Below are 26,904 nucleotides of genomic sequence, written 5' to 3'. Positions count from 1 at the left end.
CCCTCCAGCACCGCGCCCATGTACAACGGCCGCAGAATCCGCCCGTTCAGCAACGACGGCCGCTCGCGGCGGGGCTGCTCGGCAGGCGGCTTGGCCAGGAACAATCCCTGCTGCCCCACCACGGCATGCTCGAACCAGCGAACGTGATGGGCACGCACCTCTCCGGTGCGAACGTCCGGAGTGGACAGTCGCTCGCCCCGAAGCACCCGCCGTACTTCGGCGGCCACGTGTTCCTCCAGCACCGGCCACACCGCGGGCAGGTCCCGCGCGGAGCTTTCGGGCAGCCGGGCATCACGCGGATCTCGCGCGAGCTTCTTCAGCAGGCTCTTGGTCCCCACCATTTTCACCCTGACCTCGTCGGCCCGCCTCGCCACCTCGGGATGGACATTCCCGTTCTCGTCCGCCAGCAGCCGGTAGACCCGATGCAGCGGATCATCCGCGGCACGCCACGGCACCGCGTCGTCCAGCTCCGGGATGGGCGCCATCCGGTGGTGCTGCAGCACCCGCTGCACCAGCAGATCACCGGAGGGCTCCTCGCCCGCCCGGGAGAACTCGGAAATCCCCTGCTCCACCAGCCGCCGGTGGACCCCGGGTTCACCCTCTCGCAGCAACGGAACCTGCTCGGCAACGGGCTCCGCGGCCGGAGCTGCCGAGGGCGGCGCCGCCTCGGACGGCGCGGTGGTCTGGTGCCGCTTCGCGCTGCGATCGTCGCCGTCGTCGTCGTGCGGCCGCCTCGCCCCGGCACTGCTTTCCGCAGGCTCAGACGGCCGCTGTGCCGTCACCTTCGGCACCGTGCCCAGGTAGTGCCCGCCGTCTGTCTCGCGGTAAAGCAACGTCGCGTCCGGGGTTCCCGCGGGGACCTCCGGCACGACCGCATGTCCCACACCGGCCTCGTCCATCACGATCAGCCGGGCTTCGGCAATCCGCCCGATCGCCCGCAACACCCCGATCTCCAGCCACTTCGGCCGGTCGCCGATCCGGCGGATCTGGTCGACCGCCTCGGCGTAGCCACCCGAATGACCGGGGAACTCCGTCTCCCGACCGGCCAGGTCGTCGGCCACCGCCGCCCGCAGGCCCGCCGTTGTGCCGAAACGGTGCCGCAAGGCCGGAACCGCCATCAACGCGGCCGCGAAGAGACTGTCGCCACCAGGTGCGACATGGGCCCGGTCCAACTCAAGCGAGAGCAGCGCGTCCCATTGACAGGAAGTCACCCCGAGGTTGCGGGAATCCCATTCGATGATGTTGCCCAGAGCCTCCTTCACCGACTCCTGGGGCGCCGCGTAGCCGTTGCGCCGCAAGAACTTGGACACCCTGAAAACGCTGTTCTTACCAGCCGCCGTCGCCCGCGCAACCCAGACGAGCATCTCCTCCGGTGAAATCGCTCCGCGACGAGACCTCGCCGACGCGGATTTCGCCCACGCCTGAGCCCAGGCAGGCACGGTGATATGGGCATTTTCCCCAGCACGTTCGGCAAGGACCAGCCGCAGTGCTTCCTGCTCTTTTTCAACCCCGGTGGAGCGTGCCCAGTCGGCCATGGCGAGCAACTGCTCGGCCGAGTGCGTGGAACGCTCTACTGCCATTCTTTCCGAGCCGCCACTGTATTCGCGCCATGCCGCGCGGAATTCTTTGGTACCGACCCGGCGGCCGCCGTTGCGCACTATGGCCAGTCCGGCAGTCGCGCTGTCCGCCCCTTCCGCGACTGCCCACTCGACCAGCTCACGCACGTCATGCCGATCAGGCCCGCCGGTTCCCCCGGGCAGCCCGCTCCGGTAGCGGCCCGCCGCTTCGGCATCCAGATCGCTCACGATCCGCGTGGCCAGTGCCTCGGCCGACTCCGGAACACGACGCACGACGTCGGCGAGCACGGCCATCGCCTCGTGCCGGGCGGCCGAACCAGGGAAGTACTGCCAGAACTTCTCCTGTGCGCCGTTGCGCTGCTGCCCGCCCGCGAGATACGGCTGCGCGGCACGGTCGAGCATTTCCTCCGCGATCCGCGTTTCGTAGTCGCCGAAGCTCCCCTTCACTTCCTGGGCCTCGACGTGCAGGCGGGATTCCGACCACGGCCGGCTGTGCTCGGCACCGTCGGTGGCCACGCTCAGCGTGTTCTCCCGGCCCTCGGCGTTCTTCGGCGTCAGCCACCGGCTGTCGTCCGCGTGCACGTGATCGCCGAACGGGCCGTGTACCGCGGTCCCCGCGACGGCGGTGGCGGGACCGCCGCCGAAGGTCTGCAACTGCCTCGGGGCCAGCGACCGGCCGGCGGGTGCCGGCTGGTGGCCCGAGCGGGAAGAAAGCCCGACGAAGGCCCTCTTGACCATGCCCGGATCGTTCGTTCTCAGCGCCGCCAGTCCCAGCTCGTACGGAACCAGCTCGACCCGCACCTCGGCGCCGGCCAGCTGAGCATCAACGCGGGCCGTGGTGCGTACCTGGATACCCGGCGGCACCGGTAGGCCGAGTGCCGCCAGCTCTCCCAGATGTCGCGTGGCATGGGCGGTGAAGTCGGAAGCCGTCATGGTCGCCATCACCTGGGCCATGTTCGGTTCCGCGTAGTACCCGACGATCTTGACCACGGGCTGCGCGACGTTGTGGTGGAGCCGCCACATCGCAGACCTCGCGACGGACTGGGCGGAGGAGACCAAGGCTGTTTTGTCAAAGCCGTCGTACCAGGTCGGCGGGATGTCGTTCGCCGCGAAGTCGCTCAGCGGAATCGGTTCCGCGGACAGCTCGCCCGGCGCACGAACCTCGCGGAAATGATCGGCATCGTTGACCATGCGATGCCTTGCGTACCCGTCGCTGGCCACTATCGAGGCAGCGGCGATGACTCGCCGCGGCGGCATTTGCGAATCCCAGTGCCGCAGCATCTGATAAGCAGAACTGCCCGCCGCTGTTCCGGGATCTGCGTCCGCCATGCAGCTGATTAACCACAATTCGGCGCCGCCGGAAGGGAATGCCCGGCGGAACGCCTGGCTGCCGATGATCATGGCACTGAGCGGACCGCCGATCGTGACCACATCACCGAGGTGGTGCGGACGGGCGGCCGCCATGGCGAACTTGAATCCCTTCCCGACCGTGCCGTGCGCGCGGAAGGACCAGGTGCGGGACTCATCGGCCCAAGCCTGACTGAGGTAGGCGGTGAGTTCCGTCCGGCTGCCACCGTGACCGTCCGGGACTTCGCTGGAGGAGAAGTAGATCCGGTTGTCCAGTGGTTCCTCCCGCGCGGCGGCCAGTGCGAAGAAGGCGCGGTCGAATTGAGCTGCGGGAACGAATTCACCACGCATGCCGAGCAGCGCGTTCGCATACGCGTAGTTCGCCACCCGCGCCGGGTCGGGCGCGCCCGGTGCGATCCGCTCGAAGACCGGCCGGTCCCCGTGCATGCGGAGCAGGCCGTCCGCACCGAAGGTCAGCTCGCCCAGCGCACCGTAGACTGCCCGGAGGTAACCCGCGGGCGCGAACCCGGCCGCGAACTCCGGCAATCCGATCGCCGGGCCACCGATGCTCGCCAGCACGAACGCCATCTCGGCATCCGCCAACCCGCTTTCCGAGCCCGTGTTCCCCATCATCACCCGAAGTTCCGGCCCATCGCGCAGGTACCGGGGGAGTTCGGCCGGAACCAGGTCGAGTTCCCGGCCGTCGGCGCGGAGCGCGAGGTAGCCGGTGGCAGTGCGGCGGGCGAACAGGAACCCCGGGCCGCGCCGCCACGGCAACGCGACCAGGTGCTGTACTCCATCGCGCAGGAAGAAGTAACTGTCGGCGGTGGCCCCGCCGGCGGTGGCCCAGCGCTGAACCTCGGCGAGGACCGGTTCGTCGCCCGGGTACCGCACGAACTCGCCGACATGCCCGCCGTCGGGGCCGCTGACCATCACCGTACGCAAGTCTCCGGCGCGCGGGACCGAAACGAGGGTCAGGGTGCCGTCCGCGGACCTGACGTAGACGTCGTTGAAGAAGCTCTTGGCGCGCAACACACCCGCGAAGTCGAAACCCACCCCGCCGTAGTCGACCCGCACCGTCGTCAAGTCGGTGTCCAGCACCACCGGCAGGTTCTGATCCTCGATCAGCGATCGCTGGAACCCGGGATCGCGCAGCGCCAGCTCACCCAGCCTGGTGCCGTTCAACGCGAGACCCGCGCCGTTGGACAGGGTGATCAGCACACCACGAGGCCGGGCCCGCACCGCCACGGTGAACGACTCGTCCACCTCGAAGGAGTCCGGCTGCCATTCGGTGAACGCGATCGCCCGGCTGAACACGGTGTGCCGGACGTCGGCCAGGTTGGCTACCGGGCCGCGGGCGAACTCGTGGTCCACCTGTACCACGCCGTTGATCCGATGGCCGATCTTTCCGACGTAGTGGAACGAATTCCAGTGTCCGGTCAGCTCGAACAACCGCGTCAGGAACTCCTCGGCGACCCGGTGGTCGGGCTGCCCGGCAGCCATGTCGTTGAACATCACCAGCAAGGTCGGACGTACCGGCCCGGCGGTCAGCCGCCCGAACATCGCACTGACGGCGACCTTTTCGGCCAGCTGCGCCGGAGTCGGCCAGGTGTGCCGGCCATCGGCCAACGGCACCGGGATGACTCCGTTGTGCAGATCGAACATCAGGCGTACCAGCCGGGCGTCATCAGCCCACTCGGCCGTCACCTCGCGGAGCTGGACGTCGCCATGGGCGGACGTGGTCACCAGCGCGTACAACCGCTCGCTGAGTTTGGTGTACCGCTCGACCTCACTGGAAACGTAATCGGCATGCTCCCCGCCAGGGGTCACGGTCAGCACGGTCTCCAAGCCGTCCGCGTTCGTCAACGGCAGCCAGCTGATGTCCTGCGGGGCGACCTGCTCCGCGGGTACGGCGTCACCCGGCCGCAGGAGCGGCGCCGGGTGCAACGGGGTGCTCCCCGGCACGGCGGGGTCGGCGTAGGTCTGCAGCGGCAGCGCTACCCCGGGGTGCCGCGCCGCGGCCGAACGCAGCTGGTCCAGCAGGTCGGTCCACCCCCGGCCCTGCGCGCGCAATTCGGGATGGGACTCGGCAGGCAGCGCCGCGAGATGCCGGTTGATCTGCGCGACCTCGTCGGACAACTGGTTCAGCAGCCCGTCCGGCCTGGACGGGACGGTCGGCGGGGCACCGATATCGCCTAGGCCCCGGCCGGGCCGAGCGCCCCCTCGGGCGGGTGCTCCCGACTCGTGGGCCGCGTTCGGCCGCGCTCGGCCTGCCGGTCCCCCGGCTTCGGGCGCCCCGATCTGGAACGGTCGCGCCGCCGGGTTGAGAGCGACGGAACCCCGGGCGTTCCCGCTTTCGCCGGAGACGTGCGCCGGCTCCGCATCGTCGTCCTGCTCAAGCCGGTACGGATCGCGGACCGCGTTGACCTCGTTGAGCGCGTCATCGTCCAAGAAGGCGATCGGCGGGTCACCGGGCCTCGCCGGCGGGATCATCATCAACCAGAAGTTGTTCGTTTCCATCGGCAAGGACGCGGGCAACCCGGTCTGGCCATCGATGAAGATGACCACACCATCCGGATCCCGATACACGTTCACATAATGCGAAATCGTCGCCTTGGAATAATTGTCCAGGGGATCAGCCAAGGTCAAGTAGTGCAGCACGCCATGCGTGTCCGGCGGTACCGTCAACAAGAACCGGGTTATTTCGTCGAAGCCACCACGCTGGACGAACTGTGATCTGAATGCGCGTTCCAGGTCTTCCCCATACCGGCCGAAATCATCCGGATTCGCGACAAAAACGCGGCCCTGTACAATGGTGTTGTATACCGCCACCACACAGTTTCCGCAGTTTTCCAGGAAAGCATCGTCGTCCAGGTTCGGGTTCACTTTCAGCACCAGCGGAAGGTAGACCCGCATGAAATCGCGTGCACCCTCCTCTGTCAGGAAGCTCGCCATGGAGATCACCCACACATCCGGACCGACCTGATGCACCGATGACCATTCCCCACGCGGCGACAAACCGACCGGCCCGCCCTGGGGCGCGACGGTATTCGCCGCGTACCCAACCGGCCCCGATTCGAGCGCGGCGAACGCGCGGGTGATCGCTTCGACGTCGCCCGTATCCAGCGCGGCCTGCCCCAGCTCGTGCCAGACGAAGCTGGTCTGCACCAGACCCGCGACCCGGCCTCGCGGGTCCACCACGGCGGCGATGGTCAACGCCGGGTCCTGCGGCACCGGCAGGCCCAACTCCGCCAGACGAGCCGCCTCGCGGTCGTACTCCTCGCGGAAGATCGCCGCGGTCCGGGCTGCCGCATTCTCGGCGACCGCCTGGTCGGTGCCATAGCCGGTACTCCGGGCCTGCGGCAGCTCGACGTTGCGCCGCTGCCGCCACGCGGTCGCTCGCGCGAACTTGCGGGCGGTCGACCGCAGCTTCGACTCGTCGCCACCGTCGAACCAGGTCGGCTGGAGCTGGTTCGCGGCGAGGTCGCTCAGTGGAATCGGTTCCGGTTGCGGTGCACCCGGCGCACGTACTTCGCGGAGGTGACCCCAATTCTCCACGAGGCGGATTGGCCGTCCTTGTTGGGGCGGCGAGAACTTTTCTGTAAAGGCAACGGTCTTCCGCAGCATCCTTTCCCGGTCCCGGCTATTCAGGAGCCGGTATGCAGGGCTTTCCTGACCGTCGGCCGGGACCGCATCCGAAGAGCAGCTGAGCAGAATCAGCTCGGCATCCCCGCCGGGCAGGGCATTACGGAACGCCTGGCTGCCGTAAATCACCGCAGCGCTCGGTGGCCCGAGCAACGAGACTTTGTCGCCTAGGCGGTTTCGACGATTCGTGGCCATCGAGAACCTGAACCCACGAGCGCCCCCATGCATGTCGACAGTCCACGTCTTGTCACCGCTTACCGGAGCAAGATAGGCAGCAAAGGCAACGATTCTGCGCTCGCCGTTCGGAGCAGTATCGATCTTTGCGGAGAAGTAGATCCGGTTGTTGATCGGCTCGTCCCGCGCGGCGACGAGGCTGAAATCCGCGCGGTCGAAAGCTTTCGAGGGATAGAAACGGCCCTGCAGGCCCAGCTTGCCGTTCGCCCGGTCGTAATCGGCCAGGTTCTCCGGCCCGGGTACGGCCGGGGCGATCCGCTCGAAGCCCACGGCGCCGTGCATCCCGAACCGCCCCATGGGGTCGAAAACCAACTCACCCTGCGGACCGTAGAACGCCCGCGAGTAGCCCGCCGGCACGAACCCTGCGGCGAACTCGTCCAGCCCGATCACCGGGCCGCCGAGGCTCGCGAAGAGGAATGGCCGCGACGTGGACTCGTCACTGGTGCCGACGCCGGCAGTGCCCGCGATCTCGCGGACGACCGGCTCATCGCGCAGCGCCTGAGAGAGGGCCGGCGAGACCAGGTCGAGTCTCTCGCCATCAGCGCGAATGCCCTCATACCCGGTGGCAGTGCGGCGAGCGAAGAGCCATACCGGACGGCCGGGCCAGGTGACCGAAGCCCACCGCCCGCCAACCGTGAACCCCTGGGCGCCGGCTCCGCCGGAGCGCGCCCACTGCCGCACCAGGTTGAGCATGCCCTCGTCGCCGGGGTAGCGAACGAACAGCCCGACCGGCATGCCGAGGGAGTCCCTGATCACCTCTGTCCGCAGGTCGCCCGCGCGCAACACCGAAACCAGGGTCAGCGTGCCATCCGCCGTGCGAAGGTAAACGTCGTTGAAGAATCCCTTCGCGCGCAACGCACCGGCGAAATCGAACCCGAACCCACCGTAGTTGACCAGCACCTCGGCCACGTCCGTGTCCAGCACGACCGGCCGGTCCGGCTGTTGGGCGAGCAGCGCAAGAAAGCCGGGGTCGCTCAACGCCAGGTCTCCTACCAGCGCACCGGACAGCTCGACGCGTCCGCCGCCCAGCTCAACCGGGCGATCGGCCAGTTCGAGCGTGGCGAAACGATCGGTGCCCTGCATCCCCACGACGATCGGGTTCGCTCCCCCGACGACGGCCGGGATCAGGGGGGCGAAGCTGATGCCGGCCCCCCACGAGGCGCTGCGGACATTCGCGAGCGCGGGCGCCGGGCCTTCGGTGAACTCGGTGTTGACCGACAGCACGCCGGAGGAGTGGTGGCTGATGTTTCCGGCGTAGTGGAAGAACCGCCAGTACCCGGTCAGTTCGAACAACCGCTCCCGGAACTCCTCGTTCGGCGACGGGTCGCCCAGCTCGGCCGGGAGATCGTCGGTGACCACGACCAGAGTCGGACGGACCGGTCCGGCGACCATCCGCTGCACCTGCCGACTGGCCACGAACCGGTCGGCCAATTCCCGGGGCGTGAGCAGTGCGTAGCGGCCGTCGTTGAGAGGAACCTGGAACTTCCCGTCGGCTGCCGAGAACATGAATCGCACGACGTTGGGGTCGTCGGCCCACCCGGCGTCCACCTCGCGATGCGTGGTCACACCGTTTTCGTCGGTGTACTCCACCGCATACAGCCGCTCGCCGAGATCGGTGTACTTGCCGACTTCGCCGGTGAGATGCTGCTCGCTGTCGTCTCCGATCGGCAGGCTCAGCACGCTTTCCCTGCCGTGCGCGTTCTTCAGCGGCAGCCACGCGATGTCGTCCGCCGCGACCTGGTCCGCGGGTACTGGCCCGGTGATAGCCGGTGACGGGGGTGCCGGGCTCACGGTGGCGCCGCTCGCCGAATCGTCAGCACGTGTCGAAACCGGCACGCTGCGGACCACCGGGGCGCGCGACTGTGTCGAGCCGGCCGGGGACTTCTCGTCCGCGCTGTCCTCGGGTGCGGCGTTTTCGGAGCTGCTGGGGCGGTTCGGCCCGTTGTCGTCCGGGTCGCTGTCGTCATCGGGGCCGCTGTCGATCCCGGTGCCGTCTGGGTCGGTGTCGTCGTCGCTGTCGTCCGGGTTGGTGCCGGTGTCGTCGGTATCGGGTTCGTCCGGCCGCGCGGGCGCAAGCCGGCTGAACAGCCTTTCCAGCTCACGGACGGCATCCTGGCTGTCGCCGACCGGCACGTCGGGATCGATGAACCGGCCCAACGTCGGCGGTGCGCTGCGGACCGGCGAACCAACGATCTCCTCCGCCTCCGGCGAAAGCCGGGCGTCGCTGTCATCGTCGGAGTCGCTGCCGGAGTCACTATCGGATTCCGTCTCGGTCCCGACGTCCGCAGGCAGGCCGGCAAACGTGCCGGTGGTGCCCGGAGCAAGCCAGGCGAACGCTGCTTCGAGCGCGCGCGTGATTTCCACGACGTCCTCGGCGAATTCGGAGCCGTCGAATCGCTCCACCGCCTCCCGCGCCCGGGCCACCCACTCGTCCGGAGGCAGCACGACCTCGATCGTCACCTCGGAATCGGCACCGCCACGGGTTTCGATATCCAGAATAAGGTCATCGACCAGGACGTCGGCCCGCAGCCGGCCCAGCCGTGTCAAGCCCTCGCTGACCGCCTCCTCCAGCAGCTCCACCACCGCGTCGACCCGTTGCTGCGCCTGCCCGCCGCGGCCGCTACCGGTGGCGGTGATCTCCAGCTGGTCGGCCTTGAACCAGCCACGCCCCGCAGCCGCCAGGGCGATGCGCCGGCCGAGTTTCAGCACCGACTTCACCTGGTCACCGAGGATCGCCGTACTGCTCGGGGCGAACCCGATCGTCAGCGGTTCGATCCGGCTGGGCACGAAATCGGCAAGCCGGAGGTTCGGAGCGGAAGTGTCGGCGTCCGGCGAAGCACTGACGAAGGACCCGCCGTCGAGCACGCTGAGGTCACCGATGGTGCGGGTAGGTGATACCTGTTTCGTCGCGCCCATACCCTCGACCTGCCGCACGACGAGCGTTCGCCACTCCAGCAGGTAGTCACCGGCGGGCGAGTTCCCCGTCTCCGGGAGGGGGCGTCTCACCGAGCACTCACCGTGCAGGATCTGCGCGTCGCGACGGTAATTCGCGCGTCCATAGACCTCGCCGGCGAAATCGACCCGGGCCGCGGACCTGCCGTCCAGCAGGAGAGAATCCCCGTATTGCAACGGATGATCGCTCTTCAACGCACGAAGGAAACCTTTGTTATTACCGTGGCCGTCGGTCATCCAGATCGGATTTCCACTCAACGCCGACGGCATGAGGTAAGGACCGTACCGCACCCGGCGCCAGCGACCCCCGGTAGTTCCGGAAACTCCTTGAGAGAAGTAGTACAGCCCGATCTCGTTTCGGGTCCACGCAGCACGTTCCATGTCATGCGCGTCAGCGTTGTTCAGCGGAAAGTACGCCCCGAAAGTACCCATCCGCCGGTTGGCGATGGCGTGCGAAATGTGGTCTTCCGGTTTGGGGGGCCTCGGTATGGAGGCGGCGAAATCCGCGCCCTGGACGGCGATTCCACCATCGTCGGCGAGCGTGACCGCGCCCAGGTAATTCACCCGCTGGTAACCACCCGCGGCAAAACTGTCGACAATACCCCGATCAACGAGCGGCCGACCGTTCAGCGACCCCCAGACAAGTGCCCGCTGACGGAAGCCGCCGTTCTGGCCGAGGCCGTCCCGAACGACTGCCTCAGCACGCAAAACCCGGCCGAGGGCCGGCTGGAGGGGCTTGACCGGCCGACCGTCGAGCCGCTCGCCCAGGAAACCGCGATCGCCCACATTCCCCAGGATGAAGAAGGGAAGCACAGTCCAGGTCGAATCCACCGTGCTCTCGACCCCATCGACGAGCACCTGGTGTGTCCGCAGCCGATCGGCGGTCGCGTGCCAGGCCCACGCCTTGACCCGCTCATGCTGTACGTCGTCCCCAGGCTTCCGCAAATGCAACCCGACAGAAAGACCATCGCGGTTCCACAGCGCGCTGAAGCGCAGATCACCTGCCCGCAAAACCGATACCGACACGTACTTCGCACCATCGGACAACTCGATCCCGTCCGGCCGGACAGCAGCATCACCGGAAACCGAGAAAACATCCCCATAGAAACGCTTGGCACGCAACGCACCACCGAAATCGAAACCAAGACCACCGAAATTCACCCGGACCGCACCATTCCGCGCGACCAGCACCACCCTCCGACGCGGGTCTGCCTCCAGTTGCCTGCGGAACGGCGGGAAATCCCACAACATCTGCCCAAGCTGCCGGCCGCCCCGCTCCAGCACCACACCATTACGGTCCGCCTCAACCCTGGCGAAGGTCCCGTCCGGGGAATCCACCACAACGACCACCGGCACCCGCTCACCGGCCGCAGCCTTGGCCGCGAGCCAGGCACCCAGCGCCTCCAGCACCGCCCGCTGCTGCCCGACACTCCGCGTACCACCAGAGAGCGGGAAGCCGAACACCGAGCCGGCCGAAACGTGCACCACCTCGTCCATCAACAACGGTGCGCTCTCCCGGAACACCGCGCCCTCGGGCACTCCCCGAACGGGCAAATTCCGCCGGTAGGTGGAATCGCCCGCATAGTCCCAAGCGGGCCACGGGCCGTCCAGCTCGTTTATCCGGCGCAGCAGATCGGCATTGAAGTCGCTGTAGGCACCGGGCTGCGTGCGGTTGTCCCGGTTGAACAGGGCCAGCGACGGACGAACGGGACCGGTGGCGAGCATCACGAAGAGCGAGGACCCCAGTATCAACTCGCCCGTCCTCGCCGGAAGGAAGCCCAACTCCGTATTATCCGTCAGCCGAAGGACGGCCCGGCCGGCAATGACGGACAGGACGATCTCGACCGGCGGGGTCCGGTTGCCGTCCAGCTCCGCCGCGTAGGGCGTCAGCACCTCCCGTGTCTGTTCCTTGCCCTGACTGTCCCGATAGGTCTGGTAGACAAACCGCGAACTGTATTTCGTCGCGCCGCTCCGGAATTGCCCGATTGTCATGTCCGGCATGAAAATCGGCGAAACATAGCCCATGCCGAACCGGCGTCCGTCCGCCTGAGTCAGCCGCTCCCACTTCACGTCGTCCGGCCGGACCTCGGCCACCATCGAGAATGCGTCACGGTTGGCCAGGGCGGTCCGGCCCGACGCGTCGAACTCCGGCGGAACCGTCGCCGCATACACCGAACGGAACGGCCCGTCAGCCCGCAGTTCGGTCGAGAACTCCTCGTCGGCCCGGATCGACTCAGCCGGATACGCCGGATCCGCAGCAACCAGGTAAACCGGCACCTCGGGATCATCAGCCGCATGCTGGCGGTACGCCGGTGAATTGCGGACATGCCGAGCCAGCGTCGCCGCATCGACCCGAACCCCACCAACCAAGAACCCGTCCCGGTCACCGCGCGCAAAAACGTAGAACGGCTGTTTCGACTTCTTGGACGGGGACAGCGCAGCAATAACCCGCGCCCAGCTGTCCCGTTCCGAAACCGTGCCGGAGTCAAAACCGACCGCCCCCGACACACTCGCACCAGGACCGAACTCCGACATACTGCGCGGAACCACTGGCACCGACACGTCGAGCACGACCGGACCCGGCCCGCCCGGGATCACTGTGATGGCCGGCAGCACCGGGTCATTGCCGAGTTCGGTCCGCAACATGGCGGCCACCCGGTCCGCATCCGGCTGCGGACCGGTGACCCCGACCTCGGGCACATCCAGCGCATCCTCAAGCTGGAACCGGACCGACGACCGCAACGTCTCGGCCAGCGACCGGATCTCCTCCACAGCCAAAGGATCAGCCGGATCAACCGTCCGCGACCGGCTCAGCTCCGCGCCGACCTGCGCACGATCCGGCCGACCCGCATCGGAACCAGAACCCACCGTCGAAGACGGCCTGCTGCTCGTGCCAGAGGAAGCGGCACCGGCAGCCGGCCGCACCCCACCCACCGCTGAGTACAGCGCGGAATCACTGACCACGGCAGACCCGGCATCCGAAACCGAATCCTCGTCGCTGGAACTGTCGACGCTACGGTCGGAATCGGCGGCAAGCCCTTCCTCGGGCGCCAGCAGGGCCGCGACTTCTTCGGCAGGAGTCAGCGTGGCCCGGCTCGAAGGCGCCCTGGCGGCGGTGGGGCTTGATGGCTGGGCGCCTCCGGTGGGGAACCCGTTCTCGTCGGCTTCGAGGTGAGAACGCAGCGATTCCCCGCCACGCTCTGGTGTCTGCGTGGAGTCCGCTGCGTGCGTCCGCTGGGGCTGTCCCTCGGTGTGGATTCGGGTGGGGAGTCCGGACTGCACGAATCCGACGGCGTCCTCGCCCGAATCATTGCGGGAACGGACGCCGGATTCCGGCACGGTCTCGTCGTCCGCGGGCAAGGCAGTGGACGCGTCGGGAGCGAGCCAGGCGAACGCCGTTTCGAGCGCGCGCGTCACTTCCGGACCGTCGTTGCTGCGTCCGTCAAGGCGGTGGAATCGCTCCAGCGCGTCGCGCGCCTCGGCCACTCGCGCGGACGGGGGCAGCACAACCTCGATCGTCACCTCGGAACCGGCGCCCTCGCGGGTTTCCAGATGCGAAGTGAGGTCGTCGAACCGGACAGCCTCCCCCAGGCGGCCCAGCCGTGCCAGGCTCTCGATCACCGCGTAGTCCAGCAACGCCCCCACCGCACGTTGCTGTGTCCGAACGCCACGACCCCGCCGTGCCAGGCCCCCGGTCGCCGCGTCCTCCAGCAGCCCCACCACCGCATACGCACGTTGCTGTGGCCGAGCGCCACGAGCCAGCCGTGCCAGGCCCTCGGTCGCCGCGTCCTCCAGCAACGCCATCACCGCGTCGACCCGCTGCTGTACCCGACCGCCACGACCGCGACCGATGACCAGGATCTTGAGCTGGTCCGCGCCGAACAGTCCACGTCCCGCTGCTGCCAGAGCAATACGCCAGCCGAGTTCCAGCACCGGCCCCACCTGGTCGCCGGCAATCGTCGTACTGCGCGGGGCGAAACCGATCGTCAGCGGCTCGATCCGGCTGGGCACGAAATCGGCAAGGAGAACCCTCCGCGCGGGTGTACCGGCCGACGGCAAAGCACTGACGAAGGACCCGCCGTCGCGCACCCCGAGAGTTCCGACGTCGTGGGGAAGCCACACCTCGTCCGTCGCGGCGACGCCCTCGACCTGCCGGCCGACGAGCGTTCGCCACTGCAGCAGGTAGTCGCCGGCCGGCGTGTCGTCCCGCCCTGGCACCGGGCCGCTCACCAAGCACTCGGTGATCAGGATCGGGGCATCAGGCGAGTAGTTCGACCCGCGATAAGCATCGCTGACAAAGGTGATCATGGCCGCCTGGCGTCCGTCCAGCACCAAGAAATCTCCATGCCGCAGCGGATCATCAGTCTTCAAGACGCGGCCGAAACCGGCGTTCGAGCCATGCCCGGCCGTCACCCAAATCGGCACACCGCTCGGCCCCAGCGGCATTACCTGAGCAGCCGATCGCTCTAACGAATCACCGCTCGCGGGATTGCAAATAATGCTTTCGTGGTAGAAGTACCGGATTCGTACCTTGTTCCGAGTGAGCGAGTGACGCTCCATGTTATGCGCGTCAGCGTTGTTCAGCGGAAAGTACACCCCGAAAGTACCCATCCGCCGGTTGGCCATGGCGTGCGAGACGTAGTCTTCCGGCCTGGGGGGCCTCGGCATGGAAGCGACGAAATCCGGGCCCTGAACGGTGATTCCGCCATCATCGGCGAGCGTGACCATGCCCAGGTAATTCAACCGCTGGTAGCCACCCGCAGCGAAACTGTCGACCACGCCCTGATCGGCGAGCGGTCGTCCATTCAGCGAACCCCAGACAACTGCCCGCTGCCGGAAGCCGCCATCTTGGCCGAGGCCGTCCCGAACGACTGCCTCAGCACGCAAAACCCGGCCGAGCACCGGCTGGACGACATCTTCCACCTCTCCATCGAGCCGCTCGCCCAAGAAACCGTGATCGCCCACATTCACCAGCATGAAGAACGGAAGCACAGTCCAGGACGAATCCACCGTGCTCTCGACCCCATCGACGATCACCTGGTGCCGCCGGAGCCGATCGACGGTCACGTTCTCGGCCCACGCCGTGACCCGCTCGTGCTGCTCGCCGTCCCCCGGCGTCCGCAAATGCAACCCGACCACGACACCATCACGGTTCCGCAGCACGCTGAAGCGCAGATCACCCGCCCGCAAAACCGATACCACTACATACTTCGCACCATCGGACAACTCAATCCCGTCCGGCCGGACAACAGCATCACCGGAAACCGACAAAACGTCCCTATAGAAACGCTTGGCACGCAACGCACCAGCGAAATCGAAACCAAGACCACCGAAATTCACCCGGACCGCACCATTCCGCGCGACCAGCACCACCCTCCGACGCGGGTCTGCCTCCAGCTGCCGGCGGAACGGCGGGAAGGCCCACAACATCTGCCCAAGCTGCCGGCCGCCCCGCTCCAGCACCACACCGTTACGGTCGGCCTCGACGCGGACGAAGGTCCCGTCCGGGGAATCCGCCACAACGACCACCGGCACCCGCTTACCGGCCGCGGCCTGGGCCGTGAGCCAGGCACCCAGCGCCTCCAGCACGGCTCGCTGCTGCGCGACGCTCTCCGTGCCACCGGAGAGCGGGAAACCGAACACCAGGCCGGCCGAAACGTGCACCACCTCGTCCATCAACAACGGTGCGCCCTCCCGGAACACCGCGCCCTCGGGCACTCGCCGAACGGGGACCTCCTTGAGGAAGCCGAACCGACCTGCGTAGTCCGAAGTGGACCAGGGGCCGCGCAGCTCGTTCAGCCGGCGCAGCAGCTTGTCATTGACGTCGCCGGCCGCGGCGGGCTGCGTGATGATGCTCGCGGTGAACAGGGCCAGCGACGGACGAACGGGACCGGCGGTGAGCATCCCGAAGATCGAGGACTTCAGTATCAACTCGCCCGTCACTGCCGGAGCAAAACCCACCACGTCGTTATTCGTCAGGAGGAGCAGAATCTTGCCCAGGTCAGTGGACAGATAGATCTCCAGCGGCGGGGTCCGGACGCCGTCCAACTCCGGCGCATAGGGCGTCAGCACCTCCCGCGTCTGCTGCTTGCCCTGGTCGTCCTGATAGATCTCGTACACGAACCGCGCGCTATGCCTCGTCGCGCCACGCAGCAGCGTGCTGATCGCGGGGCCGGGCGTGAAGTTCGGCGAAACATAGCCCATCCCGAACGGACGCCCGTCCGCGCCGACCAGCCGCTCCCACTTCACGTCGTCCGGCCGGACCTCGGCCACCATCGAGAATTCGCCGCCGTTGGCCAGGACGGCCCGGCCCGCCCAATTCAACTCCAGCAGATCCGTCGCCGCATACACCGAACGGAACGGCCCATCAGCCCGCAGTTCGGCCGAGAACTCCTCGTCGGCCCGGATCGACTCGCCCGGATGCGCGGGATCCGCAGCGGCCAGGTAAACCAGCACCTCGGGATCATCAGCCGCATGCTGGCGGTACGCCGGTGAATTGCGGACATGCCGAGCCAGCGTCGCCGCATCGACCCGAACCCCACCAACCAAGAACCCGTCCCGATCGCCGCGCGCAAAAATGTAGAACGGCTGCTTCGCCCTCTTCGACGGAGACAACGCGGCAACAAACCGCGCCCAGCTATCCCGCTCCGAAACAGTGCCGGAGTCGAAACCAACCGCCCCCGACACACTCGCGGTGGGACCGAACTCCGACATACTGCGCGGAACCACCGGCACAGACACATCGAGCACGACCGGACCCGGCCCACCCGGGATCACCGTGATGGCCGCCTGCACCGGGTCATTGCCGAGTTCGGTCCGCAACATGGCGGCCACCCGGTCTGCATCCGGCTGCGGACCGGTGACCCCGACCTCGGGCACATCCAACGCATCCTCAAGCTGGAACCGAACCGACGCCCGCAACATCTCCGCCAGCGACCGGATCTCCCCCTCCGCCGAAGGATCAGCCGGATCAACCGTCCACGACCGGCCCAACTCCGTATCGACCCGCGCACGATCCAGCCGACCCGCATCGGAACCAGAACCCACCGTCGAAGACGGCCTGCTGCTCGTGCCAGAGGAAGCGGCACCGGCAGCCGGCCGGACCCCACCGGCCGCGAGATACCGCGCGGAATCACTGACCGCGGCAGACCCGGCATCCGAAACCGAACCCTCGTCGCCGGAACTGTCGACACTATGGTCGGAATCGGCGGCAAGCCCTTCAGGACGCGCCAGCAGGGCCGCGACTTCTTCGGCAGGCGTCAGTTTGGTGCGGCTCGAAGGCGCCTTGGTGACGCTGGGTCCCGATGGCCGGCCGCCGCCGATCTTCGGCCGTTTCGTCATCTTCGGCAGGTGCACCTGGACCGTCACCGAGCCGGCCGCGGTCGGGTCGTCGGTCTCGATCACCCGGATCGCCACCGACGCCGGGTCGAACCGCAGGCCGAAGATCCGCTCCATATCCAGGGCATCGGACTCGATGAACCGGCTGAACACGTCGCGGACGGACTCGGCGAGGACGACCGCCGCAGGACCGGCCACGATCGTCACCGACGGCGGCCCGCCCTCGGCCCCTGGCAGAGCGCGGCCTGCCGCGGCGATCGCGGTCTTCCGCATGCTCGGCTTCAGGTCCTTGCGCTGCTGTTCGGAAATGGTGTCCTGACCGGGCTCGAACTCCAGCCGGTAGTCCTCGATGGACTCGGCCGAGAGAGCAGAGATCTCGATCTGGAGCTGCTCCTCCTGAGGTACGCCGGCCTCGCCGAGGGTGCCCCCGGCCGTCACCCTGCGCACGCCGCCGGGGCACAGCTCCAGCACGTTGCTCGGGGCGATCGCCGCCGGTACCGGGTGGGCCGATTCGAGCCGCCATGCGTCCACAATGGACGCGGCAACCGACCGCCCGCCACGGTCGGCCGGCACGTAGGGCCGGTTCACGTGGCAGACGTCGAAGGCCATCGACGGCGTGCGATCCGGATTCGCCGCACGGAAGAACGAGCCACCGGCGAGGACCCGTTGCGCGGGCAGCCCGGTCAACATCACGAAGTCGCCCTTGGCCCGCAGCCCCGGAGCCCGCAACGCGAAGACCATCCCCTGCCGCAGGCCGTGCCCTAGCCACCGCCAGTAGTTCTCGGCAAGCGGGGCCAGCAGCTCGACGTCATGCGTGTGGCCGGTCTCCTTGTCGACGATCTGCCGCCGGTAGGTCCGGAGGCTTTCCGGCTTTCCGGTCACCATCATTTTGGCGTCCGCGGGCTCGTCGCCTTCGGCGGACGGGAAGGACTCCCCGACGATCTTTCCCTTCACGATCACGGGGTACCTGACGACCTGGTCCGGCTCCGGATCAGCCGGCGGCGAGGAAATGAAGCGTGCCTCGGTGGACGAAATCGTGCCATCCGCGTGGAACGCGAACTCCCCATCGGAGGAATGAACCGTCCGCGAATACCCACTGGCGGCAATGCCCGCCACTATGACCGCACGACCCAGCAACGGCCCCCCGTACGGCGCCAGCACGAGCGACGGCTCCTGCCCACGTGAAAGATCCACGTCCGTGTCGCCCCGGCCGAGCAAATCCCGGAGCGTCTGTGAATGACGGATTCCATCGGTCAGCCCATTCGGGTTCAGCGGGACCGGTACACCACGCCACTGACCCTGATAGTGGCCATCCACCACCCGGAACACCACGAACACCGGCGGTTTCTCCGACACCGGTGATTCCTCCGACACCGGTGATTCCTCCAACACCGGTGATTCCTCCGACACCGGCGGTTTCTTCTTCCTGCCGTGCCGCCACGGTGTCCAGGCGACTCCATCCGGCAGGCGGATCGACATCAGCCCGTCGTCAGAGCTATTGGTCACCCATTCCTTCAGCTCCTCGACCAGTTGCTCGTCACCCGGCGAACGCACCAGCAGCAGCCGCGACGAACCATTCGGCGCGTAAAACGCCATCAGATCCAGATCGTTGTCGCCGCGCGGCATCGACACCAACGCCAGCGACGGCGGGGCATCGGCATTCCACTGTGGACTGATATCGCCGAGCACCGCGTACACCGGCCGGAAATCGCCGAAGTAGTGCTGCGCGGAGGTGAAGTCGAAGCCGAAGCCGCCATACTCCCAGCGATCCCCGCTGCGCGGCTTCACCAGGACGATCGGGCGGCCCTGGCCCGCCAGTTCGTGGTTGCCGCGCAGGCGATCAGTGAACTCGGGCCGCGTCGCCAGCGCGTTCAACGCCCAGTGGCCATTCTCCTCGGTGACGAAACCACCCTCGTGCGCGACCTGGGTGCCTGGGCCGGAACCGGATGCCAGCACGAAGATCGGGTCCGCTTCACCCCATATCTCGCTGCGCACCCGACCGTGGCGGACCTGCTCCGCGAACGCCGCCATCTCCGCCCGCGACCAGCCGCCGGGCGACGGGAAACCGAACACCGAACCCGAATGGAACACCTCAGCCTGCTCATACGGCGTCGGCTGGGTCAGGAACCCGCTCCGCAGTTCGAGGGACAGTGGTCCCCAAGGGGTGACTCTGGCACTGCCCACATAGCTGCTGGACTCCCACTGGCCACCGCTGAGCCGGAACAACTCCGCCAGGAACCGCGCACGGTGCGTCCGCTGCGCCGCCTCCGGCGAGTTGTCCCGGATCACCACGCTCAACGCGGGCCGCACCGGACCCTTGATCGCCGCACGGAACTTCGGGCTCGCGTACAGCTCGCCCGCGGCCCGCTCCGGCGTCAGCTCACCGCGCGAGCCACCGGAGTACTCGACGTGGTAATCCCCGGACGGGGCCACTTCCAGGTAGATCCACAGCAGCGGGGTCTGGCCTTCCTCCATCCGCCAGTAGGACGGCACGAAACCTTCCCGGACCACACTCCGGGTCAAGTCCGAGTAAGAGAAAATCGCCACCCGCTCGGCGCTCGCGGTGGAATCCCTGGCTTTGGCACGAACCCACGAGCTTGCCGAGAGATCGAATCCGTACTCCCGGTCCTCGGCATTGGTCAGTACCGTCACGTTCGCGTCCCCAGGCCGCGGCGTGGACACCAACCGGAAATCGTCCTTGCCCGGCGGATCCTGGTGCGTGGTGGTCACGACCGCCGCGTGCACCTCCCGGTACGGGCCGTCTCCCCGGAACACTTCGGCGAACTTCTTCGCCTGCTGCCAGCCGTCGTCCGCGCCGTAGTGGTCCAGCACCACGATCCGGAGCGGGGTCGGCTGTTCGGCCAGGATCGCGGGCGCTTTCGCCCGGAACGCTTCGACTGCCTCGTCCGGGTCCAGCTGGTAATCGTCCCCGGCGAGGAACCCGTCCTCATCGGCCTCGAGGTAGGCGTACACCGGTTCCTCGCCACGCTCCGGTGTCTGAGCGGAGTGTGCCTCGTACATCCGCCGCGGCCAGCCCTCGGCGTGGACAAGATCCGACACCAGGGCCACCGCGCCCAGCGTGTTGGCGCTGGGTTCGTAGGCCACGGCAGTTGTCTCCGCCGTCGAGCCGGCTTCGCTCGACGACTCGTACGCCATCACGGAGTCCACGGACGATTCGCCGGAAGACGGCTCGTACGCCAGTACCGGATCCACAGGGGAGTCCGGCTCGGCGTCACCGAGCGGACGTGGCCCGGGGCCACCCCCCTTGATCGGCGTGCGCGGGAAAATGACCACCAGGTTCGTCTCGGCTTCCGACGCCGGCGAGACCATGTGATGCACGACGGCCCACTCAGACGGAGCCCCGGGGAACTCACCGAGTGCGCTGTGCATTGGTTCCAGCAACGCCGCGGTGACCGCGGAGACCTCCGAGGCCGGCACGAAGACCCGCGGCAGGACACCACGATCAAGCGCCTCGTCCCACGACAGACCGCTGTCGAGCGCGGCCAGCACCCGCAGCTGGGTCGCGTCGGCGACCCGCTTCGCGAACTGCAACAGGCCGGCGACCGGCACGGAGTAGCCGGGATCCATGCCTGGCCGGCCCGGATAGCCGTGCACGACGACGGCGGGATCCCGTTCCGTACCACTGAATTCCCGCTCGTAGCTGTTGACCAGCGGAACGCCGTCCGCCTGCCCCGGGGGCACCAGCCGCACCGGGCTCCGCCAGCCGAGCACGGTGGGCCGCAGGCCGAGGACCATCGCCGCCAGCTGTACGCGCACCGCGTGGTCCTGGCCGGCGAGCGCGGTTGCGACGTTGCGGCTGCCATCGGGAGCCGCTCCGTTGCACGCGAGCAGCACCACGTCGAGATCTGGGCTCAGCCCCTCGAACGCGCCACGTGCGTACGCCTTGGCGGTCGCGATCCACGCCGACGTGTCGAACGAGTCCCGGGTGAACGTGCCGGGTTCCGGGTCCTCGAGTGAGACCTTCAGCCCGTTCTCGCCGCCGTGCACGACCAGGTACAGCCGATCCCCGCCGGTCGCGGGCAGCGGCCGCACCTTGGTGATCGACTCACCGTATCGCGTTCGCTCGGTGCCCGGGGTCGTGGCGTGCTCTGCCTCGTCGAAGACGCCGTAGGAGTCCAGGTCCGCGTCCTTGAGCGCGGACGCGGGGCCAAGCCCGTCAAGGTCACCCACGTTGGAAGGCAGCACCACAAAGCGCCTGGTCGTCCGCTGCTGCTCGGTGGTGAACTCCGTGGCGTGCATCGACCACGGCTGCCGCTCGGCAGCGGGGGGCGGCAGGACCTTGAACGAGGTGTCCTCGTTGCCGAGCCAGTACTTCCCTTCCGCAGGAAGCACTCCGGACGGGCCGTCGGCGTAGACGACCGTGCGGAGGTAGCCGGCGGCGTGCAGGAAGCGGGCGACGGCCCTCGCGCTGTTCTCGTTCGACTCCAGCCCGACCAGCACCACCGGTGCCTTCGGATCACGACCGGCCAGCCAGCGCATCAGCGCGGAGCCGATCACGGACTGCACCACGTCGGGCCGCACGGCGTCCACCACCAGGACGGTCGCGTCCGCCGAATAGTGCGGCACGATTTCGGCCTGCTCGCCCGATCGACCGCGGACCACATAGCCGGTGAGCGGCCGGTCCGGATCGAGGCCGGCGGTAATGGTGGAGGCCCCGGGTTCCGCGGGGAAGTGCAGCAGGCCGTGCTGCCGCGACACCTGGAAGGCGGGCGGATCGGCCAGCACGAGCGGGCCACGGCCGTCGAGTTCCGCACCGATTTCGGTGGCGACCTGCGTGGCCGACTCCTCGTCGGTGCGCCGCATCTCGGCCAGGACGACCTTCGCGACGTCCTCTTGCCGGCTCCGGGCCGCCGCGCTCCAGCCGTGCCGATCCGCCACCTCGGCCACGATCCGGCGGGCCTGTTCGAGCAGCTCATCGTATTCGTGCGCCGGGATCTTGCCGGCCACCGCGTCGCCCCGCTCCAGCCGCCTGGCCAGCATGGGCTCGACCGCGGGGGCCACCGGCGCGGGCGGGCGCCAGATCTCGACCTGCACGTCGCCGCGCCCCTGGACGTGCTCGATCTCCGGACGGATCGTCGGCGACACCGAGCCGGAACGGCCGGCGGCCCGGCCGATCTGCGCCTGTACCAAGGAAATGGCGTTCCGCGGCCCATCGCCGGTCACGTCGCCCCGCGCCCGCACGGTCACCTCGGACGAAGTGTCCTCATCGGACTCCGCGAAGCTCCCCATGAAGCGCTCGACCAGGACCCGATCGGCAAGCGGCAGGACGCTCGCCTCTTCGGGCACGGTCAGATCTAGATCGGCGGGGCCGGCGAGTTCGATGTCCGAGGATTCGGCCGGACGGCTGTCGGTCCGCGCACCCAGCACCGGCTCGCCATCGGGACCCGTGCCGATCTGGAACCACCCGGTGACGTGGCGCGGGGCCACCTCACCGGGGAGCACCACATCGGCCGGGTCCACAAGGCCGCGGTCCGTGCCTTCGTAGCGGGCGAGGGTCGCCGAGACGTCCACCCCGCCCGGTGCGTCGACCACGTACACATACCGGCCATCCCGCTTCGCGAGGGCCGTTTCAGGGTCCAACGACGCGCTGACGAACCCGGAGGTCGCTTCCGGGTCGGTCGATTCGACGTAGGAGTACAGGTCCAGCTCGGTGCCTTCGGCGGGGAAGCCTTCGGCGAGCACGGTCCGCGGCGGGCGCGGATCGGTCACGAAGAGCGGCCGTCCCGGGGCGACCCGGACCGGTGGCGGGAAAACGACGGGTGGATCGGGATCGGGATCGGGATCTGGTGGTGGCGCACCGTATTCCGCCAGCACCGGCGCGGTCCAGTCCACTTCGGACTCCAGCCGCAGCGGCGGCAGGGTGTGCGCCTCGGCGGGCGCACGCAGGTCGAAGTGGCCGGTGGTCTCCGCCAAGCGGGCCTGGTAACCGTGGAAGGCGTTCCACCACGCGTCGGTCGCGTCCTCGTACTCGGTCTCGACGGCCGTCAGTGCTTCCGCGGCGCCCTCGTCGCCGCGTTCGGCCGCGTCCCGCGCGCCCGCCAGCCGCGGCACTACGGCCGACCACGCGACGTCCGCGTCGGCGAAGGTCCGCGCGGCCTCGGCCAGCGGCACGGGGATCGCGTCCTGGCGGGAGTCGTTCGCCAGGACCAGTGCGTTGCGGATCGGCAGATCGACCACGGCGGTTCGCTTGCGGGTGATCAGGCCGGTCGGCCGGGCGACGAACCTCAGGTCGGCGTCGTTCAGCCAGAACCCGATGAGGTCCGCGGAGGCGGTGGACCGCTCGATCCCGGTGCCCTCGTGGTGTTCGGCCTCGCGTTCGGATTCGGAGCCGACGCCACCCAACGGGTTCATCGGCAGGATGTGGCCCCCGCCCCCGCCGAACTGCTCGCGGTGGCCCAGCGCCTCGTGGCCGTGCGGCTGCTTGCCACCGAGGCCGAGCAGCGGGGCGGCCACCAAGCCGAGCTCGGCCACCGAGGCCTCGGCCAGCGTCTTCTCCACCGGCCCCTCGGTGTACTTGCCGGAAATCCTGGTGCGGGCGGAAACCCCGGTGAGGGTGGGCAGGCCGGGCGTGCGGACGTGCAGTTCGAGGGTGATCCCGGAGCCGACCGGGATGTCCAGCGGCACGCCGGCGGCGGCGTAGATCGGGAACCTCGCCTTGAACCGCGGGCTGGTGATCGCGGTCCGCAGGGCGCGCCAGACCTCCGAGGGCACCTCATCGGAGCGGGTGCTCTCCCGGTAGGCCAGCGCCGCCGCGTCCACCGCACTGTCCACATCGAACTTCACGTGGCTGACCCACGTGTTGTCGCTCTGCGGAGCGCCATGCCAGGTCCGGAGCGCTTCGGGGCTCGCCTGGTCCTCGGTCCGCAGCTGCGGCTCCGTCACCGAGGCGGGCAGGTCTGCCAGCCCCTCGGGGGCCGAATCCTCGGGCAGGTGCAGGAAATCGACGGTGCGCTGGGCTTCGGCTTCCGCGATCCGCCTGCCGTTCCGTTCGATCGCGACGGTGAACCCGACGTTCGCCCGGTAGCCGGCCAGCGCACCGGAGACCTCGGCCGCGCGCTGGTGGACGGTGCTGCGGGACTCCTTCTCCGTCCGCTGCTTGCGCCCGATCACCACGTCGCCGATGAGCCCGCCGCCAATCAGTCCGTAGGGCCGGCTCTCGGACACGTGCTCGTTCGGCGGCGCCCCGCCGACCTCGACCGAAGGCAGGGCGATCGGCTCCATCCGCAACGCGGTTCGGGTCCAGGACCGCACCTTGGTGCCCAGCGAGGTGGTCGTCACGGTCTGCTTAAGCCGGCTGTGGGTCAGGCCGGTGAACTCCGGAGCGGCCAGCAGCTCGTTGGTGATCACGACGTCGTAGGTCTCGCCCTTGAGCCGGCCCTCCAGGCGCAGCGGACGCGGCACGCCGTGCGGCGAATGCTCCAGCGAGGTCTGCGCCTCGGCGAGCCACGACGTGATCGCCGCGTAGTTGTCGTGCCCGGTGCTCAGCGGTGAAGACGGGATCAGCTGGCGGGCGCGCGCTTTACCCAGGGACCGGGCGAGTTCGCGACGCAACTGCGGCAGCACGGATTTGAGGTCGACCTTGCCGTCCACAGCGCCGATCCCGACCGACAGCGACTCGCCGGGGCGCATGGCCCCGGGCGCGGGGATCTCCCGGGCGTCCGGCTCGCGAACCAGCAGCTCGGGCAGGTCGCGCACGCGGGCGTCTTCTTCGGCTTGCTTGGCCCGGATGGCGTCGATCTGCTTGGTGGTGGCCCAGGCGACGACCGCCTTCGGCAGGTCGAACTGCTCGTTCGCGGCCCCGGGCTCGCCCGGCCGGATGAAGCCCCACGCATTGCGCCACCGCCGCGAGCGCACCTCGGCCGCTTCGGTGACCCGCACGTCGAAGCGCACCAGATGCCACTGCTCGGGCTGCTTGCCGATCGTCGTGCTGGTGGCCACACCGGTCGATACGTCGGTGGACTTGCTGCCCTCCAGCACCATCGGGTTGATCTCGAACACGGTGAGCGCACCGGGGCGCACCGACTTGTCGCTGCCTTCAGGCGCCGCGTTGTGGTAGTAGCCGAAGCTCGTCATGTCCGCGGCCATGGTGACCGACCAGTTCAGCGCGTCGCCGGTGCCGGTCTTCGACTCGGTGCCCGACGTGAGGGTCGGCTGCTGCCACTGCTTGCCGGACAGCACCTCGACGTTGCGCGGCATGAACGAGACCTCGGCCGCGCCGTACTGCGTCAGCCGCCGCCGCGCCCAGTTCAGGCCGCGGAAACCGGTGGTACGGCTGAACAACCGGCGATTGGCCCGGATCGCGTCCGGCGAGAGGACGTTGTCGATGTGGACGCTGGAATCGCTCTCCGGGAAGGAGAAGACCGGGTCACCGGACGCCCGGGTGAGGCCGTTCTTCACCGCGGCACGGACGTGTTCGAGCCCGGCGAAGCTGACCACCCGGATGCCGTCGAAGTCCGAGGACAGGCCGCGGCGCAGCGCGTCGTCGGAGACCGGCGCCTCCGGGTCCGGGCGCAGCGTGAGACCGGGCAGCTCGCGTCCCTCGGTGCGCGTGACGGTCAGCGGCTCGGGCCGGTCGGGAGTCACGTAGGTGGACGGGACCTGGATGTCCGCAGCCACCCGGATGGCCACTTCAGGCGAAGCGACTCCGGTTTCCGGGTCCACGATGGGGATCGGCTTCGCTTGGGGCGTGTGCAATCCGCGGCGGCCGAAACTGAGCCCGCGCACCATCGCGTTGTGCCGCTTGTAGGTCGTGCCGGTGAGCGTCCAGTCGACGTTCGCGGTGAACCGGTGGCGTGGCTCGGGAACGAGCTTGCCCGCGGCGTCCAGAGCGGTCCCGGTCTCGCGCTCGTCGGTGCGCTTCACGGTGGACTCGGCGAGACCCGACTTGGTCCAGGTGAACGCGGCGTAGACCGAGTTCACGAACACCACGGCCCGCTCGGACAGCGCCGTGGTGATCCGCGACGCGACACCGATGCCGGTGGTCTTCGCGCGTTTCGTGGTGTGCGCCGTACCCGCGGCATCCGAGGTCGAGACGACCGCCGGCGCGGAAAGCCGGGTGACCTCGCCGGTGTCCCGCAGATCGGAGATCTTGGCCTTCAGGGTGAACGACGCGTGGTAGTCGTGCCCCCAGCCGTTCTTGGGCGCCAGCGGAATCCGCAGCCCGTCCTCGGACAGCGCGCGGTCGGCGAGCAGCGACAGCTCGCGGTCGGTGAGCAGGTCCCGCAACGCCTGCCGACGCTCCAGCCCCTCCTGCAGCTTGCGGCGGATCTTGCGGCCCGCGGCCTTGTCGTCGAACTGGACGAGGAACCGGTCGCTGCTGAGGTACCACCACTTGTGTCCCGGAACGGTGCGCACCGAGTTCTCGATCAGGTCGAGGACCTGATCGGCCACTTTGGACACTTCGAGCGTGGCACCGGCCAGCGCCCGGCCGGATTCCAGCGCCTCCGGACCGTAGAGCCGCCGGGCGGGCACGGGCACGGGTTCCGGCGTGGTGGTCTCGGACTCGGTGGTCTCGGACTCGGCGGTGACCGACTCGGCGGTGGTGGCCGGCGACGTGGACGTGACCGGCTTGGTGGTGTCGTGCGTGGACTCAGCCGGATCCGGCGCAGTGGTCTCGGATGCAGCGGTGTCCGGCACCGTCATGTCGGTGATCGTCGTACCAGTGGTCGTGCCCGAGGTGGTCGTGTCCGTGGTCTCGGACGAACTCCGGTCCTCGACAGCCGGACGCACCTCGCGCCATTCGGTGGCCCGCACGGCGTCGGCGAAGGTCATCGGCGACTTGCCCGGAACC

The 26,904-nt window shown here is 68.5% G+C and carries 1 protein-coding gene (cut by both window edges); it reads right to left on the bottom strand.

Every position in this 26,904-nt window falls within one protein-coding gene, locus D5S19_RS12720, for a scabin-related ADP-ribosyltransferase (RefSeq protein ID WP_147397378.1), read on the bottom strand. The gene is 77,223 nt long; 844 of those nucleotides lie to the left of the window and 49,475 to its right, leaving coding positions 49,476-76,379 in view (codon 16,492, partial, through codon 25,460, partial); the first complete codon in reading order (the gene reads right to left) occupies nucleotides 26,901-26,903. Both codon boundaries (start and stop) fall beyond the window edges.

This window comes from Amycolatopsis panacis, assembly GCF_003600245.1.
In the GTDB taxonomy this organism is placed as follows: Bacteria; Actinomycetota; Actinomycetes; order Mycobacteriales; family Pseudonocardiaceae; genus Amycolatopsis; species Amycolatopsis sulphurea.
Note: the sequence above shows the minus strand (reverse complement) of the source record. Positions and strands in the feature narration are given on the sequence as shown.